The following is a 16,545-nucleotide window of genomic DNA, read 5'->3' as shown; positions in this document are numbered from 1 at the left end:
CCCCCCCCCCCCCCCCCCCCCCCCCCCCCCCCCCCCCCCCCCCCCCCCTCCCCCCGCCCCGGCACCGCGCGGCACCGCGCAGCCCGGCGCCGTCGGCCCGGCCCGGCCCCCTACGCCGTCCCGTGCGGGCGGCCCGTCCCGTACGGCAGGGCCTCGTCCCAGGCCACCGGCGTCGTGTCCGTCCAGATGTCCGGCCGGACCGTCCGCACCCGCCGGCCCGTCCGGTCCAGCTCCTGCGCCTCCGACTTGCGCACGTGCAGGGCCACCGCCGTGTCGGTCACGCGCAGCGCCGGCATCCTCCGCGTCAGGTCGGCGGTGTACCGGGACAGTTCCTCCACGGTGCGCAGCCGGGCGCCGATCATGAAGTTCCAGCGGCCGCTGACGGACATGCAGGTCCGGGTCTCGCGCAGCCCCGAGGCCACCGCCGCGCAGTCGGCCACCTCGTGCTCGGGCACCTCCGCCCACACCGTCGCGGACACCGGCCAGCCGGTCAGCCCCGAGGCCATCGCGCAGCTGTAGCGCAGGCTGTGGCCCGTCTCCAGGCGGCCCAGGCGGCGCCGTACGGTCGACTCGCTCATCCCCGACTCCCGGGCCAGCGAGGCCACGCTGCGCCGCGCGTCCGCTGCCAGGGCCAGCATCAGCGGCCGGTCCTCCTCCGTCATCGGGGCGACGGGCGCCGGGGAGGCCGCGGCCCCCTTGCGGCTGCCGCGCCCGGTCAGCAGGTCGGCCTGGGCGGGCGTCAGCTGGTCCAGGCGCCAGCGGTCGGGGGCGGCGTGCACGGCCGTGACCATCGAGGAGCGGGTGCCGACCACGCCCGGTATCCGCTGCACCCGGAAGGAGAGGTACTGGTACAGCATGTGCAGGTTCGGCACGGCGACGAAGGCCAGCAGGTCGCGGTCGCCCGTGCTGTGCTCCACGCCCATGGTGTGGGCGTCGCCGGTCAGGGCCGCGCCGACCGCCGGAGCGGCGCCCGCCGCGCACGTCACCTCGACCCACGCCATGCAGGGCGCCTGGGTGCCCGTGCGCAGCCCGAGGCCGCTGACCCAGGCGTCGCCGGCGGCCGTCAGCCGCTCCCAGCGGCGGGCGAGGGTCTCGGGACGCACGCCGAGGACCTGTGCCAGGCGCTCCCAGCTCGCGCGCGGGGCGAGCTGGAGTGCGTGGACGAGCGCCCGGTCGGTGTCGTCGATGGCGGAAATGGCCGAGTTCATACCTTCCCCTGGTGGTTCTCCCGGCCATCGGCCGGTCAACCCTGCTTTCGGCTGATCATCTCTCCTCGTGGGCCCGGCCGTGCCACCAGGCGGTTGAGTGGGCCTTGAGGAGATCGGGAGGAGGACGTGTGGGGGACCCCGGCTCGAACCTGCGCCACGCGGTGCCGGCCGAACCGTCGAGCTTCGTGGGGCGGGAGCGCGAGCTCGCGCGCACCGCTGCCCTGCTCGGTACGGAACGCCTGGTCAGCCTGGTCGGACCAGCGGGAATAGGCAAGACCCGGCTGGCCGCGCGGACCGCTCGCGCCCTGGTCCGCGACGAGGGCGCCGAGGTGGTGTGGGCCGATCTCGCGAGCCTGCCCGCGCCGCGGGGAGCTCTGGCGCCGGAGCTGGAGCGGCGGCTCGGAGGCCGCCGGGCGCTGCTGGTGCTCGACGGCTGCGAGCGGCTCGGGGAGCGGGCCGGAGCGCTCGCGGGCCGGCTGCTGGCTCGATTGCCCCAGGTGCGAATTCTGGCCACCTCGCAACGGACTCTGGGGTTCCATGACGGGGCGGAGGTCTTTGTGGGCCCGCTTCCCCTGCCGCCGGAACCACAGGATCCGGCCAGCCGCGGCCCCGCCCGCGACCTCGCCGACGGTGCCGGATCCGGCGCATCCGGTACGGCCGGGGCCGACGGGTGCCCCGGTGCCGCCGGGGTCTCCGGCTACGCCTCCGTACGCCTCTACGCGCAGCGGGCGCGCGCCGCCGACCCCTCCTTCGAGCTCACCGACCACAACGCCGCCGCCGTCGCCGCCCTGTGCCGGGCCCTCGACGGGATCCCCGCCGCGCTGGAGCTGGCCGCCGGGCGCGCCGGCCGCTACAGCCCGGCCGAGGCGCTGCACCGGCTGACCGCCGACCCGCTCGGCTTCCTCGCCGAGGGAACGGGCCGGGCCGGCGGGGCCGAGGTCCTGGGAGCGCACCGGCTTTCCTCGCCCGGGGAGCGGCTGTTGTGGTCCCGGCTGTCCGTCTTCGCGGGCTCGTTCGACGAGGCCGCCGTCGCGCAGGTCTGCGGCTTCGGCGAACTCGGCCCCGAGGACGCCGCCGAGACCCTGCGGCGGCTCGCCCCCGCCCTGCTCGCGGAGCCGGGGGAGCCGGGCCGCTACCGGCTGCCCCTGTCCGTACGGGCCTACGAGGCCCGGCGGCTCGCGCACGCCCCGGGCACCGAGGCGGCGCTGGCCGAGCGCCGCCACCACGAGCGGTGCCGCGTCATCGCCGAACGGGCCGCCTGGCTGTGGCGGTCGGGGGCGCAGCCGCAGGCGCGCGCCCTGGCCCTGCGGGAACTGCCCGAGCTGCGGCGCGCGATGGACCCGCTGTCCGAGGCCGGACCGGCGGGGGCGCTGGAGGTCGCCGTGTCCCTCTGGTTCCTCTGGTCGGCCTGCGGGCTGGAGGAGGAGGGGCGCCGGCACCTGGAGCGGGCCCTGGCCCTGCACCCGGAGCCCCGGCCGGCCCGCGCGCTGTGCCTCGCGGCCTGGCTGGCCGCCGCCTTCGGCCGGGCGGGGGCGGCCGACCCGCTGCTGGTGGAGGCCTGGACCGCGGCCGTACTGGAGGGGGAGGACGCCGCGCTGGCCTACCTCGCGCACGCCCGGGGCACCGCGGCCCTGTGGCAGGACCGGCCCGGCGAGGCCGCCGACGAGTTCCGCGACGCCCTGGGACAGCTGCCGCCGGAGCCGGAGTTCGGGCCGGGCCGGGAGGCGCTGCGGGCCGCCCTCGCGATGGCGCTCGCGTACACCGACCCGGCGTCCGTGCCCCTCGGCGACGGCGACCCGGGCGCCCCCGCCGACCTGTGGGCCCGGTCCTGGTCCGACTACGCCCACGCGGTCGTGCAGCGGCGCGAGGACCGCCCCGCGCTGGCCCGGACCCGGCTGGTGGCCGCCCTGGAGGTCCAGCTGGCCCTCGGGGACCGGCTGGGGCAGGCGCTGTCGGCGGAGCTGCTGGCCGAACTTGAGGCCGCCCTCGGCCACTACGAGGAGTCCGCGAAGCTGCTCGGTGCGGCCTCCGGCAACCGCCCGGCCTCCGCCTGCACCCCGCGCGCCGAGCGGACGCTGCGGGCCCGGATGTCCCCGGAGGCCTTCCGGGCGGCGTACGCGGAGGGCTCCCGGAGCACCCTGAGGGAGCTGCTGCCGGAGCTCTGAGCCGTGGGTCACCGGATGGGGCGCGAGGTGCCCCCGGGCCCGGAGTTCCGGCGCCCGCCCGGCGTACCGCGTCAAGGACGCGGAAAGACATCGCATGAGCCCACCCCTTCCGACCGGACAGGTGGTACAGCGATGCCCGAAACACCGCAGCTCTGGATGCGCAGCGAGACCCGGCCCACCGAACGCCGCGCCCCCCTGACCCCCGAGGACGCCTTACGGCTCGTCCGGCAGGGCGTACGGATCACCGTGGAGGAGTCCGGGCACCGGGTCTTCCCGCTCGACGCGTACGAGGCCGCCGGCTGCCGCACGGTACCGGCCGGCTCCTGGTCGCGGGCCGCGCCCGGGTCCGCGTACGTCCTCGGCCTGAAGGAGCTCCCGCCGGCGCCCGAGCTCCTGCACCACCGGCACGTCTACTTCGGGCACGCCTACAAGGGCCAGGCGCAGGCCCCCGTGCTGCTGCGCCGGTTCGCGGCGGGCGGCGGGACCCTGCTCGACCTGGAGTACCTCGCCGACGCGCAGGGCCGCAGACTGGCCGCCTTCGGCTACTGGGCCGGGTACGCGGGAGCCGCGCTGGCCGCACTGCACGCCCGCGGCGCCCTCAGGCCCCCGCTGGTCCCTCTGCCCCGGCCCGAGCTGGACGCCCGGCTGCGCGCGGCGGCCCCCGACGGGCTGCGGGCGCTGGTCATCGGCGCCGGCGGCCGCAGCGGGCGCGGCGCCTGCGACGCCCTCGCCACCGCCGGGATAGCGGTCACCCGCTGGGGCCGCACCGCGACCCGCAGCCTGGACCGGGCGGCGCTGCTCGGCCACGACATCCTGGTCAACGCGGTGCTGACCACCCGGCCGGTGCCGCCCTTCCTCACCCCGGTGGACCTGGAGACCGGAGCCCCCCGGCGGCTCTCGGTGATCGCAGACATCACCTGTGACACCGGATCGGAGCTGCACCTGCTCCCCGTCTACGACCGCCTCACCGACTGGACGGCTCCGGCGCGGCGGCTGCCGGGCGGCGGACCGCCGGTGGACGTGATCGCCATCGACAACCTCCCGTCGCTGCTCCCGGCGGAGGCGGCCCGGGCCTTCTCGGCGGACCTCCTCCCCAAGCTCGCCGCCCTGCACGCGCCGTCCCCGGACCCGGACTGGCTCCGCTGCCGCGCGGCCTTCACCACGGCCCTGGCGGCCCTGACGGGTCCGGACCGCGCGGCCTAGGAGGGCTGCGGGAGGTCCGCGTCCGGCTGCCAGAGCATCAGGTTGCTCATCAGCTCCGCCTGTTCGACCGCGTCGTCCAGCGCGTGGTGGGTGTGGCGGCGCTGCGAGCGCAGTTCGCGGGGCATCCGGCCCTTCACGGCCGCGCGCAGGGGGACCCGGGCCTTGGCCGCGTACAGGGTCTTCATGTCCAGGCAGCCGGAGTGGCCGAAGGGGCTGTCGTCACCGAACTCGATCAGGTACCAGTACAGGAAGGTCCAGTCGAAGGAGGCCGGGTAGCCGCACATCACAGGCTGCGCCCCGGCCGAGACCTCCCGCACCCACGCCCGGAACTCCGCCATCGCCGCGGCCGGGTCGGCGCCCTCGCGGAGCAGGCGTTCGCGGTCCAGGCCGCTGACGGCGAGGGCGGCGTCCACGTACCGGTCGCTGATGGGGCGCAGCTCCCGGTAGAAGGTGTGCCGCTCCGGGTCGGCGGCCGTGTACACGGCCCCGTCCTGGCGGCCGGCGACGGCCGCGCCGAAGCTGATCATCGAATAGGGGCCGGGGATCGGTCCGTCGGCCTCGATGTCGACGGAGATGTAGAGACTGGGACGTGCGGGACGGACTGCCATGGCCTGATCATGACAGCCCGCCCCGCGGTCCTCCTCCGAATTACGGAGCGGCCGTCAGGAACATGCCGGTGTGGTCGCCGCCGGCGGTGTTCTTGCAGCTGGAGGCCGAGTTCGCGGGCTGGGCCACGGCCAGGGCCAGGCAGCGGCCGACGGCCAGCTGGCCGTAGTAGTTGGGGTGCATGGACTCCTGGATCAGGCCCTGGGACTCGTTGTTGTCGATCCAGCGCGCCCATTCGCTCGTCTTCGCCGAGGCGGGGACGGTGGAGCTGACCTGCTTGCTGGCCTTCGCGCAGACCTCACGGCCCTGGAGCATGTCCCGCAGGTCCAGGAACTGCACGCCCTTGGCCGCCGCGACGCCCTTGAGGCGGTTCGCGATCTGCGGCACGAGGGAGTCCCGGGCCCAGTCGGAGTCGCGGTTCCAGAACGGGCAGCCGCCGGTGTTGAGCCGGCTCCAGTCGCTCTGGGTGTAACGGTTCTCCGCGCCCCGCGGGATCGGGGACGGGTAGGACTGGAGCACGATCCGGTACGCGGAGTCCGCGTACCCGGCCTGGCGCATCACGGCGCGGATCTCGTCGACCGACTTGCCGACGTTCGCCATGACGCCGTCGATCTTCTGGTCGACCCCGGCCTGCTGGTCGTCGTAGCAGTACGAGCCCCACAGGACGAAGTCGTACGCGCAGTCCTTGATGATGTCGGCGAAACCGAGGTCGTTGCCGCCGACGGACAGCGCGATGACCTTCACGTCGCGGCTCGCGGCGACCGCCGCGAGCTGGTCGGCCTGCGGCGCCTCGCCCTTGTAGGACACGCCCCCGTTGGAGGCGCGGAAGACGTTCTGCGAGACCGCCCCGGAACAGGCCAGGTTCACCGCGGTCTCGGCGATGGCGCCGGCGCTCAGCACCTCGGCCGAGTCGGAGCGGTGGCACCCGCCCGCGGTGGTGCCGTATACCTTCGCGGGATCGTAGGAACTGCCACTGACCCACGCCCGGTCGGTGCCGTTCCTGCTCCCGGTGTTGGTCAGGCTGTTGCCCTTCCAGCGTCCGGCCTCGCCGGAGATGTAGCTGTCGCCCATGGACACCACGGCGGTGGGTCCCGTCCCGGGACCGGCCACGGCCGTCCCGGCTCCGCCCGCGAGCAGCGCGGCCGCGAGCGGCAGTACCATCCCGGCGCCGGCCAGTCGTCGCACACGACGAGGGGCCGCACGGCCCTCGCCGGCCTTTCGGAATCCGATCACTGCGGAACTCCTGCGGTCGGCCACGCCGAAGTCGCCAACAACTTCGCTGCGTGGCTTGGAAAGTGGGGGTACCTCCGGCGCCGGTGGCATCGGAAAGGTGGCACGCGCCCGCTTGTTACCGCTAGGTACAGTCAGGTTACGATGCAGTAACGTCCGACCGGTCGGTCGGGCGTGTGAGCCGCGGCAGGGCCGCGTTCGGGCCGCATTCGGGGCGCGTCAGGGCGCAGCCGTGCGTGAACGCGCCGGAGCCGGGCCCGTTGGCACGGGCCCGGCTCCGGTGTGCTTCGAGTCAGACGGCAGAGGGCGTCCGCTGCCGCTCCGGCCGGGGGCCGGGAGCGGCGCCGGCCGGAGCGGATCCGGCGGGCCGGCGGCCGAGGGCCCGGGAGGCGAGCGTGGCGGCCGAGACCAGGTTGGTGCCCAGGACGCGGTAGTTGTACGTGTTCCAGGCGGAGACGAACGGCAGCGTCAGGCCGTTCACCATCGGGACGTAGCCGATCCAGAACCACGGGGAGCGCGAGGCGGCGCCGGGGGCCACCACGGCCGCGGCCATCGGGACCAGGACGATCAGGGTGTAGTGGTCGAAGGACGGCTTGGTGCCGAGGAAGGCCGCCAGCATCAGCATGGCGCTGGTCTCCACCAGGCGCAGGCCCTCGTGGCCGCCCCGGCGCCACCGGAGCCAGGCCAGCACGATCATGACCGCCGCCGCGGCGAGGCCGGCCGCCCCCGCCACGCCCTCGGGCAGGCCCAGCCGGTGCAGGACGTTGGAGACCGAGGCGTCGAACGGCGCGGCGAAACCGCCCTGGCCGCCGAGCAGGTAGGGCAGCGTCTTGGTGAGGAACAGCGTGGGCTGGGGCATCATCGCGCCGGCCGCCACCGCGATCACCGCGGGCACCACGATCGCGACCGCGAGGGCCTTGAACTGCCGGGCCATCAGGAAGAGCAGCACCACGGGGGCGAGGATCGGCTTGATGCTGATGGCCACGCCGAACACCACCGCGGCCGCCGTCCAGCGGCGGTTGGCGGCCAGCAGCAGGACCGCCGGGAGGGCCATCACGTAACCGGAGGTCCAGTTGCCGATCTGCACGACGTTGGTGAACGGCTCCAGGAAGCAGAGCGCGATCGCACCGAGCACGGCCAGGCGGCTGCGCGCCGAGACCCCGAAGATGCGCAGGGAGAGGAGCCAGCCGGTGAGGACGAAGGCGATGCCGACGAAGGGCAGCAGGTCCAGCCGGGTCTTCAGGGAGAACCAGAGCCAGGGCACGCCGGCGAGGACGCCCGGCGGCAGGTAGAGGAAACGTTCCTCCTCGTATGGGGGCTTGCCGTGGTTGAAGACGTCCGCGGCCTTGATGACCCACTCGTTGTCGAGGCCGACGTTCCCCGCGTGCCTGGCCTGGTAGTAGACGTTGGCGAGCAGCGCGACCGCCGCCGCCACCAGGGCCAGCGGTGCCCGCCCCCGGAGCCAGTCGAAGAGCCGGGGGTCGCTGTCGCCAGCTCCCGCCGAACGCCGTGTTCCGGGCGCGCTACGCATGGGACGAGTCCATTCGGTGTCGATGTCGGCGGGTGCTGCCACTCGGCTGCCACCGGCGCCGTGACCAGTCGGTCGGGGCCTGGTCACAAGGCCCGAGGCGGGCCACCTTACCCTCTGCCCCCGGTGCCCCCGTGAACTGAGGCGTCGTCAGCGGCCTCGGCCGCGGGCCCGCTCCCGGGCGGGGGTGAGGGTGGTCGGGCCGCGATCGGCCCATGATATGGTGACCGGGTTTGCATCTGAAATTGTACTGATAAGTACCTCCACACCGGCCCCGAAAGCGTTGTCGATGGTCTCCGACGTCAGTTCCCCGCCGGTATCCATGTCGCCGCCCCCGGCGGCCCAGCCGGAGGAGGTGCGAGGCGGCGCAGCGGCCGCTGGCAAACGGCCCCGGCTCTACGTCCTGGACGGCCTCCGCCTCATCGCCGCCATGGGCGTCGTCCTCTGGCACTGGCTCGGAGTCGAGCGCTTCCCGCAGATCTGGCACGGCAAGCCCAGCGACCTGATGCCGGCCGGCCACCTGGTCGGCGCGTACAGCTGGACCGGCGTCGAGCTGTTCTTCCTGATCAGCGGCTTCGTCATCTGCATGTCCTGCTGGGGCCGTTCGGTCGGCGACTTCGTCACCTCGCGCGTGGTCCGGCTCTTCCCCGCCTACTGGGTGGCGGTACTGCTCACCTCGGTCTGCCTGCTGATCGTGCCGACCATCTGGGGCGACAACACCAAGCGGCCGACCCTCTCGCGCATCCTCACCAACCTGAGCATGGCCAACATGCCGGTCGGGGTCGACAACCTGGACCCGGTCTACTGGACCCTCTGGGCCGAGCTCCGGTTCTACCTGCTGTTCGGCGTGCTGGTCGCGATCGGCCTGACCTACCGCCGGGTGCTGGCCTTCTGCGGGATCTGGGGCGTCGCGGCGCTGATGGCGAGCGCGTCGAACTTCCCGCTGCTCACCGTGATCGTCCAGCCCACCTACGCCTGGTACTTCATCGCGGGCATCGCGATCTTCCTGATGTACCGCTTCGGCCCCAACCTGCTGCTCTGGGGCATCGTCGGATTCTGCTGGCTGATGGCCCAGGACTCGCTGCGCGGCGTGGCCGGCGGATACGAGTACGGCACCCAGCACAAGCTCTCCTGGACCCTCACGCTGTTCTGCACCACGGTCGCCTTCGGTGTCGTGATCGCGGCCGCGCTGGGTGCGTTCAACTGGATCCGGTGGAAGTGGCTGACCGTCGCGGGGGCCCTCACCTACCCGCTCTACCTGCTGCACCAGATGATCGGCTGGCAGCTGATCACCCGCCTGCGCCGGTACCTGGAGCCGTACCCGACGCTGATCGCGGTGACCGTGATCATGATGGTCGCGGCCTACCTGGTGCACCGGCTGGTGGAGCGTCCGCTCGCCCCCTGGATGAAGCGCAAGCTGGACGCCTCCTTCGCCCAGGTCCGCAAGGACGTCCTGACCGGCGGCGGCAAGGCCGCGAAGGGCTGACGGACCGGTCCGGCTGACCGGCCTGTCCGCCTGACCGGGCCTGTCCCGCCGACCGCCCTGTCCCGCCGACCGCCCGGTCCCCGAACACGACTCCGCCCCCGGCACCTTCTCGGTGCCGGGGGCGGAGTCGTACTCGACTGCTGTGCGATTCAGCCGAAGCGGGTGGTGCGGGCCGTGCCCGAAGGTCAGCCGACCAGCTGGTCGTACGCGGGGAGGGTCAGGAAGTCCGCGTAGTCGGCGTCCAGGGAGACCTGGAGCAGGAGGTCGTGGGCCTGCTGCCATTTGCCGGCCGCGAAGGCCTCCTCGCCGACCTCGGCGCGGATCGCGTCGAGCTCCTCGGCGGCGATCTTGCGGGTCAGCTCGGCGGTGGCGCGCTCGCCGTTCTCGAAGACGACGCCGGCGTTGATCCACTGCCAGATCTGGGAGCGCGAGATCTCGGCGGTGGCGGCGTCCTCCATGAGGCCGAAGATGCCGACGGCGCCGAGGCCGCGCAGCCAGGCCTCGATGTAGCGGGTGCCGACCTGGACCGCGTTGCGCAGGCCCTCGTAGGTGGGCTTGGCGTCCAGCGAGTCGATCGCGATCAGGTCGCCGGGGGCCACCGAGACGTCCTCGCGGAGGCGGTCCTTCTGGTTGGGCTTGTCGCCCAGGACGGCGTCGAAGGAGGCCATGGCGATCGGGACCAGGTCGGGGTGGGCGACCCAGGAGCCGTCGAAGCCGTCGCCGGCCTCGCGGTCCTTGTCGGCCTTGACCTTCGCGAAGGCGATCGCGTTGGCCTCGGCGTCCTTGCGGGACGGGATGAAGGCCGCCATGCCGCCGATCGCGTGCGCGCCGCGCTTGTGGCAGGTGCGGACGAGCAGCTCGGTGTAGGCGCGCATGAAGGGGGCGGTCATCGTCACCGCGTTGCGGTCCGGCAGGACGAACTTCGCGCCGCCGTCCCGGAAGTTCTTGACGATGGAGAACAGGTAGTCCCAGCGGCCCGCGTTCAGGCCCGCCGCGTGGTCCTTGAGCTCGAAGAGGATCTCTTCCATCTCGTAGGCCGCGGTGATGGTCTCGATGAGGACGGTCGCGCGGACGGTGCCCTGCGGGATGCCCACGTAGTCCTGCGCGAAGACGAAGATGTCGTTCCAGAGGCGGGCCTCCAGGTGCGACTCCGTCTTCGGGAGGTAGAAGTACGGGCCCTTGCCGAGGTCGATCAGGCGCTGGGCGTTGTGGAAGAAGTAGAGGCCGAAGTCCACGAGGGAGCCGGAGGCCGGGCCGCCCTCGAAGCTGAGGTGGCGCTCCTCCAGGTGCCAGCCGCGCGGGCGCATGACCACGGTCGCGAGCTCGTCGGCGGGCTTGAGGGCGTACGCCTTGCCGGTGCGCGCGTCGGTGAAGTCGATGCGGCGCTCGTAGGCGTCGATGAGGTTGAGCTGGCCGAGGACGACGTTCTCCCAGGTGGGAGCGGAGGCGTCCTCGAAGTCGGCGAGCCAGACCTTGGCGCCCGAGTTCAGGGCGTTGATGGTCATCTTGCGGTCGGTCGGACCGGTGATCTCCACGCGGCGGTCGTTCAAGGCGGCCGGGGCCGGCGCGACCTTCCAGTCGGCCTCGCGGACCTGTGCGGTGTCCGGGAGGAAGTCGAGCGTGGAGGTGCGGGCGATCTCGGCGCGTCGCTCGCCGCGTCGGGCGAGGAGCTCGGCGCGGCGGGGGGCGAACCGCCGGTGGAGCTCGGCCACGAAGGCGAGAGCCGCTTCGGTGAGGACTTCGTCCTGCCGGGGCAGGGGCTCGGCGTCGACGATGGCCAGCGGGGACGGCGCTGGTGCGGACATATCTGTCACTCCTTCAGCGGCGGTGCCTTGCGGCCGCGGGGGAATGCTCGCGCGAGACGGCACGCAGTGCCGTCGGGTGTGGAGAGTTCCGGGTAACGGTCGCGGGCGCCGTCTGGGGGTTCAGGGCGCTTCTGACCAGTGGATAGTAATTTCCTCATGGTGGAAGTTCAATGGTTTGTTGATGTCGAGATTCTCTGAGTCGACAGATTCCACTTGCCGGTGGCCCTCAGTGCCATCGTGGTCACGCCCCGCTCAGTCCAGACGCGCCAGGTCGGGCGGGGTGTCGATGTCGAAGGCGGCCGCGACGTCCCCGCACTCCACCAGCATGACCTCGGCGGCGTGGTTCTTCAGGTGGACACGCGCACCCTGGTCCCCGGTCGCGGTCGCCGCGATGTCCGCCCAGCGGTCCGCCCCGAACAGCACGGGATGCCCGCGCTCCCCGTCGTACGCCGCCGCCACCAGGCTCGACGGCGACCGGTAGGCCTCCCGCACCCGGGCCACCGCCGCCGGCCCGATGCCCGGCTGGTCCACCAGCGACACCAGCGCGGCGCTCGCCCCCGTGCCGGCCAGGGAGGTGAGGCCGACCCGCAGCGAGGAGCCCATCCCCTCGGCCCAGTCCGGGTTGTCCACGACCACGCAGCCCGCCAGGTCGGCGCGCTCGCGCACCTCCGCAGCCGAGGCCCCGAGCACCACGTGCACCGGGCCGCAGCCGGCCTCGCGCAGCACGCGCACGGCGTTCTCGACGAGCGGGCGCCCGCGGTACGGGAGCAGGGCCTTGGGGCGTCCGCCCAGCCGGCGCCCGCCGCCGGCGGCCAGGAGCAGCCCGGCGATCAGGGGCGGGGGCGGGGTGACGGCTTCCCCGGACGCGGAGGTCACAGGGGCAGCGGGCCGGCCGGGGAGGGCTTCGCGGAAATGTTCGACTGCTGACATGTCAGCGATTCTCGCCGCCCCTTCCCCCGAACGGGTGGGAGGCCCGCCAGCAGCCGCCGTACGGAGGCCAGCGCGGCTCCGATCCGCAGCGGCTCGGAGATCCGGTTCTCGGCGGCGGCCGCCAGGGCCCGTTCGCCACGGTCGGTGAACACATCGTGAGACTGGTACGGCATGGCGGAGCAACTCCTTGCCAATCGGGGGCCAATACCGCGAGTCTGGACCCGGATTGGCCTGGCGGGCAGAGCCAATCAGGGGAGGTTGGCATGGCGAACGGGCGAGTGGTCCATACGGCGGACAGGACGATCGGGAGCCGGCAGCTCGCGGCGCTGCTCCCGCCCGAGGTACTGGCCCGCCCCGGCTACCGGGCCCTCGCCGACTCCGTCCGCACCCTGATCCTCGACGGCCGGATCGCCCTGCACGTCCGGCTGCCCGCCGAACGCGAACTCGCCGAGGCGGTCGGCGCCAGCCGCGCCACCGTCACCGGCGCCTACGACCTGCTCCGCGAGAGCGGCTACGTACGCAGCCGGCGCGGCTCCGGCACCTGGACCGAGCTGCCCGACGGGCACGGACCCGTCGGCGCCCACGCCCTCGTCGGGGCCGGCGGCTACAGCGCCGACGGCGACCCCGGCATCGACCTCGCCATCGCCGCGATGGGCGCCCCCGAGGGCAGCCTCACCGACGCCCTCGCCCGGGCCGCCCCCCGGCTGCCCGCACTCACCCGCACCCCCGGCTACCATCCCTTCGGACTGCCCGACCTGCGCGCGGCCGTCGCGGACCGCTTCACCCGGCGCGGACTGCCCACCCGCCCCGAGCAGATCCTGGTCACCGCCGGGGCCCAGCAGGCCTTCGCCCTCGTGGTCAGCCTGCTCTGCCGGCCCGGGGACCGGGTCGTCACCGAGAACCCCACCTACGCCAACGCCCTCGACGCCCTGCGCCACGCCCGGCTGCGCACCGGGTCCATCGCCGTCTCCGACACCGGCTGGGACATGGAGATCGCCGAGTCCACGCTGCGCCAGACCGTGCCCCGCCTGGCGTACGCGGTCCCGGACTTCCACAACCCGACGGGCGCCCTGATGCCGCAGGAGCAGCGGCTGCGGCTGCTCGCGGCGACCCGGGCCACCGGCACCTGGCTGGTGGTCGACGAGACCATCGCCGACATCGCCCTCGACGTGCCCGCCCCCGCGCCGCTGGCCTCGCTCGCCCCCCGGTCGGGCGCCGACCACGTGATCACCATCGGCTCGCTGAGCAAGACCCACTGGGGCGGCCTGCGGGTGGGCTGGGTCCGGGCCACCGCGAAGCTGATCGCCGAGCTGACCGCCGTACGGGTCTCCGCCGACATGACCGGCTCCGTGCTCGACCAGGCGGTGGCGCTCGCGCTGCTGGAGGACCTCGACCGGACCCTGCCCGACCGGCTCGCGCAGCTGCGCGCCCAGCGGGCCGCCCTGGTGTCCGCGCTCCAGCGGCACACCCCCGAATGGTCCTGGCAGCTCCCGCCGGGCGGCCTCTCCCTCTGGGTGGACCTCGGCGAACCGGTCAGCTCCGCCCTCGCGGAACGTGCCGCGGCCGGCGGGGTGCACATCGGGCGCGGGGCCCGCTTCGGCGTCGACCCGGGCACCTTCGAGCACCGCCTGCGCATCCCGTACACCCTGCCGGCCGACCTCCTGGAGGAGGGCGTGCGCCGCCTCGCGGCCGCCTTCCACGACGGAGTCCCGCTGGCCCCGGGGGTCGAGCGGCCCTACTGGGTGGCGTGAGCCGGGGCCCCTACCGGGCGGCCCGCCGGAAGTAGGCGTTCGCCGCCGGCCGGAACATCAGCGCCACGGCCGCCAGCACGGCCGCCACGTGCACGGCCCGGCTCGCCCCGAAGAGGAGGTCCAGGGCGCCCGCCCGGGACAGGGCGTCCACGGCGGAACCGCCGTCGGCGAGGTAGCCGAGCGGCTGCACGACCATCGAGGCGGTGCCCAGGACGCCCAGGCCCAGCGCCAGGGTGACCCGCGCCCACCGGGCGCCGCCCCGCATCCGCCGGGCGCACAGCACGGCGAGGGCGAAGACCGTGAGCCGGACGGCGAGGCCCGTACCGATCTCCCCGGCGGAGCCGGTGCCGTCGGCGGCCATCCGGCCCACCGCGAGCACGGTCTCGAAGGCCCCGGCGGCGACGGCCGTCAGCCACAGGACGTACGCGGTGCGGACGGGCGCCGGGGGAGCGGCGGGCGCGGGGCGGCGGTGCCGCTCGGTCGTGCTCGGGGTCGCGGACATCGGGGGCTCGCTTTCGCGGACGGGGATCGACCCCCCGAATGCTTCCGCCCGCACGCCCCCACCACCCGCCTGCCACCCGGCCTGTCCACCCGGGGGACAACCCCCTGGGGCCCGCTACGGCAAGCCCCGCCACGGCCGGTCCGCTACGGCCGGTCCGCTACGGCCGGCCCGCCACGGCAGGTCCGCTACGGCGTCCGGATCAGCCGACGGGTGGCGGCCGCGGCCACCGCGGACGTGCGCGAGTCGACGCCCAGCTTGGCGTAGACGTGCACCAGGTGGGACTTGACCGTGGCCTGGCTGAGGAAGAGCCGCTTCGAGATCTGCTGGTTCGACAGCCCGTCCGCGACCAGCTGGAGCACCTCAAGCTCGCGCTTCGTCAGCGCCTCCGCCGGGGTCCGCATCCGGTCCATCAGCCGCAGCGCCACCGCCGGGGCCAGCGCCGACTGGCCGGCCGCCGCGGTGCGGACCGCCGCCGCCAGCTCCTCCGGCGGGGCGTCCTTCAGCAGGTAGCCCGAGGCGCCCGCCTCCACCGCCGCCAGGATGTCGGCGTCCGTGTCGTACGTGGTCAGGACGAGGACCCGGGGCGCGCCCGGCCGGGCGGTGATCGCCGCCGTGGCCGCCGAGCCGTGCATCCCGGCCCCGAACTGGAGGTCCATCAGGACGACGTCCACCTGCTCGGACGCGGCCAGCTCCACCGCCCGCTCCGCCGTCGCCGCCTCCGCGACCACCGCGAAGTCCGGCTCGGTGTCCAGCACCGCGCGCAGCCCGGCGCGCACCACGGGGTGGTCGTCGGCGAGCAGCAGCCGGATGGTCATGGTCAGGCCTCCACGGGCAGCGGCAGGGTGACGGCCACGGCGGTGCCCTGGCCCGGGTCGGACTCCACGGTGAACAGCCCGCCCAGCGACTCGGCCCGCGCCCGCATCGCGGGCAGGCCGAAGCCGCCGTCACCGCCGGCGGCGACGCCGGCGGGGTCGAAGCCCCGGCCGTCGTCGACCACGTCCAGGGTGACCGAGCTGTCCATGAAGGTCAGGGTGATCTCCGCCCGCCCGGCGCCCGCGTGCCGCACCACGTTGGCCAGCGCCGACTGGGCGATCCGCAGCAGGGCCACCTCGTACGGGGTGGGCAGCGCCCGGGGGGTGCCGCTGACGGAGAAGCGCACGCGCGGGCCCGGGGCCCCCGAGCACAACCGCTCCAGCGCCGCCGCCAGCGAACCGTGCTCCAGGTCCGGGGGCGTCAGGGCCCGTACGAAGCGGCGCGCCTCGGCCAGGTTGTCCTGCGCGGCCTCCCGGGCCCGGGCGATGTGCCCGAGCGCCGCGGCCGCCGGGGACGGGGGCACGGCCGCCGCCGGATCCTCCGAGAGCGCCCGCTCGGCCGCCCGCAGCAGCAGCTGGATGGAGGACAGGCCCTGGGCGAGGGTGTCGTGGATCTCCCGCGCGAGCCGCTCCCGCTCCGCGAGGATCCCCGCGCCCCGCTCGGCCGCCGCCAGCTCGGCCCGGGTGGCGATGAGCTCCTCGATCAGCTCGCGGCGGCGTTCGCTCTCCCGGTACAGCGCCTGGTAGCCGAGCACCGTGGCGACGGCCACCGCCCCGCCCAGCAGCGGCCCGAGGAAGGCCCCCGGGGTGACGGAGCCGCTGTGCGCGAGGAAGCCGCCGATGGCGGCGCAGGCGGTGGCCGCGACGGCCGCCAGGCCCCAGCGCAGCCGCAGCAGGTGCAGCTCCAGGAAGTACAGCGGGAAGGCCACCCACACCCCGTCGGGGGAGACGGCCAGCAGCGCGGCCCACACCGCGCCCACCCCGGCCAGCCACAGCCCGGCGGCCCGCGCCGAGCGGTGCACGGCGGGGGCGCGCACGCCCGCCGCGTAGACGGCGGCCAGCAGGGCGCTGAGGCCGGTCACCCACCCGGCGTGCGGCGCGTGGTCGGCGACGGCCCGCGCGGAGGCCAGCGCGAGCAGCCCTAGGAGCAGGGCGTGCAGGCAGAGCCGCAGTACGCGGGTGACGGGTGTCAGGGGGCGGGAGGGCGGTGCGGAAGACATCGTCCGACCAGCGTAAGCGGGCGGCCGGGGGCCCCGGTCAACCGAAAGTTCGATGTCGGGATGCCACCTTCGATACCAGGATGCCTCCCGTGGCGCGAT

At 74.4% G+C, this 16,545-nt stretch carries 14 protein-coding genes; 4 read left to right on the top strand and 10 right to left on the bottom strand.

Features of this window, described 5'->3' with window-relative positions:
- Positions 1-110: 110 nt before the first annotated feature.
- Entirely contained in the window at positions 111-1,208 is a 1,098-nt protein-coding gene (locus tag AC07A6_RS24745; RefSeq protein ID WP_478778535.1) for an Lrp/AsnC family transcriptional regulator, read from the bottom strand.
- A gap of 128 nt (positions 1,209-1,336) precedes the next feature.
- Here AC07A6_RS24745 and AC07A6_RS24740 point away from each other — a divergent pair, with 128 nt between their 5' ends.
- Both AC07A6_RS24740 and AC07A6_RS24735 read left to right on the top strand, forming a co-directional pair.
- A complete protein-coding gene (locus AC07A6_RS24740) occupies positions 1,337-3,373 on the top strand; it encodes an ATP-binding protein (protein WP_478778534.1) in 2,037 nt (678 codons plus the stop codon).
- Positions 3,374-3,505: 132 nt separating this feature from the next.
- The gene (locus AC07A6_RS24735; protein WP_478778533.1) at positions 3,506-4,576 is read left to right on the top strand and encodes a Rossmann-fold NAD(P)-binding domain-containing protein; all 1,071 of its coding nucleotides are present in this window, start codon (positions 3,506-3,508) and stop codon (positions 4,574-4,576) included.
- Here the strand turns inward: AC07A6_RS24735 and AC07A6_RS24730 are convergent.
- The 3 genes from AC07A6_RS24730 to AC07A6_RS24720 form a co-directional block, all read right to left on the bottom strand.
- Complete coding sequence (locus tag AC07A6_RS24730; RefSeq protein ID WP_362464498.1) at positions 4,573-5,184, bottom strand: 3'-5' exonuclease; 612 nt, start codon at positions 5,182-5,184, stop codon at positions 4,573-4,575. The genes AC07A6_RS24735 and AC07A6_RS24730 overlap by 4 nt on opposite strands.
- Before the next feature lie 40 nt (positions 5,185-5,224).
- A complete protein-coding gene (locus AC07A6_RS24725; RefSeq protein ID WP_478778532.1) occupies positions 5,225-6,415 on the bottom strand; it encodes a GDSL-type esterase/lipase family protein in 1,191 nt (396 codons plus the stop codon).
- Between the two features lie 289 nt (positions 6,416-6,704).
- Positions 6,705-7,943 carry a glycosyltransferase family 87 protein gene (locus tag AC07A6_RS24720; RefSeq protein WP_362464491.1) on the bottom strand — a complete coding sequence of 413 codons (1,239 nt, stop codon included), beginning with the start codon at positions 7,941-7,943 and terminating at the stop codon, positions 6,705-6,707.
- Positions 7,944-8,295: 352 nt separating this feature from the next.
- On the opposite strand from AC07A6_RS24720, the gene AC07A6_RS24715 reads away from it, so the two are divergent.
- Positions 8,296-9,426: an acyltransferase family protein gene (locus AC07A6_RS24715; RefSeq protein WP_362464488.1), complete on the top strand. Its 1,131-nt coding sequence runs from the start codon at positions 8,296-8,298 to the stop codon at positions 9,424-9,426.
- Between the two features lie 185 nt (positions 9,427-9,611).
- On the opposite strand, the gene aceB is transcribed toward AC07A6_RS24715, so the two are convergent.
- The 3 genes from aceB to AC07A6_RS24700 form a co-directional block, all read right to left on the bottom strand.
- On the bottom strand, positions 9,612-11,231 hold the full coding sequence (gene aceB / locus AC07A6_RS24710) for a malate synthase A (RefSeq protein WP_478778531.1): 1,620 nt from the start codon (positions 11,229-11,231) through the stop codon (positions 9,612-9,614).
- Positions 11,232-11,483: 252 nt separating this feature from the next.
- On the bottom strand, positions 11,484-12,065 hold the full coding sequence (locus AC07A6_RS24705; RefSeq protein ID WP_007267399.1) for a nucleotidyltransferase family protein: 582 nt from the start codon (positions 12,063-12,065) through the stop codon (positions 11,484-11,486).
- A gap of 38 nt (positions 12,066-12,103) precedes the next feature.
- Positions 12,104-12,334 (bottom strand): hypothetical protein, encoded by a 231-nt coding sequence (locus AC07A6_RS24700; RefSeq protein WP_478778530.1) that lies wholly within the window; start codon positions 12,332-12,334, stop codon positions 12,104-12,106.
- Between the two features lie 90 nt (positions 12,335-12,424).
- Here AC07A6_RS24700 and yczR point away from each other — a divergent pair, with 90 nt between their 5' ends.
- Entirely contained in the window at positions 12,425-13,912 is a 1,488-nt protein-coding gene (gene yczR / locus AC07A6_RS24695; RefSeq protein WP_478778529.1) for a MocR-like transcription factor YczR, read from the top strand.
- 10 nt (positions 13,913-13,922) lie between these two features.
- Here the strand turns inward: yczR and AC07A6_RS24690 are convergent, their stop codons facing one another.
- The 3 genes from AC07A6_RS24690 to AC07A6_RS24680 all read right to left on the bottom strand — a co-directional run bounded on the left by AC07A6_RS24690 (position 13,923) and on the right by AC07A6_RS24680 (position 16,446).
- A complete protein-coding gene (locus tag AC07A6_RS24690; protein WP_386271061.1) occupies positions 13,923-14,414 on the bottom strand; it encodes a hypothetical protein in 492 nt (163 codons plus the stop codon).
- A gap of 185 nt (positions 14,415-14,599) precedes the next feature.
- Entirely contained in the window at positions 14,600-15,229 is a 630-nt protein-coding gene (locus AC07A6_RS24685; protein ID WP_386271062.1) for a response regulator, read from the bottom strand.
- A gap of 2 nt (positions 15,230-15,231) precedes the next feature.
- Positions 15,232-16,446: a sensor histidine kinase gene (locus tag AC07A6_RS24680; protein WP_478778528.1), complete on the bottom strand. Its 1,215-nt coding sequence runs from the start codon at positions 16,444-16,446 to the stop codon at positions 15,232-15,234.
- Positions 16,447-16,545 lie beyond the last annotated feature (99 nt).

This window comes from Streptomyces sp. NPDC044002 (assembly GCF_056434525.1).
This window is presented reverse-complemented; position numbering and strand designations above follow the sequence as displayed.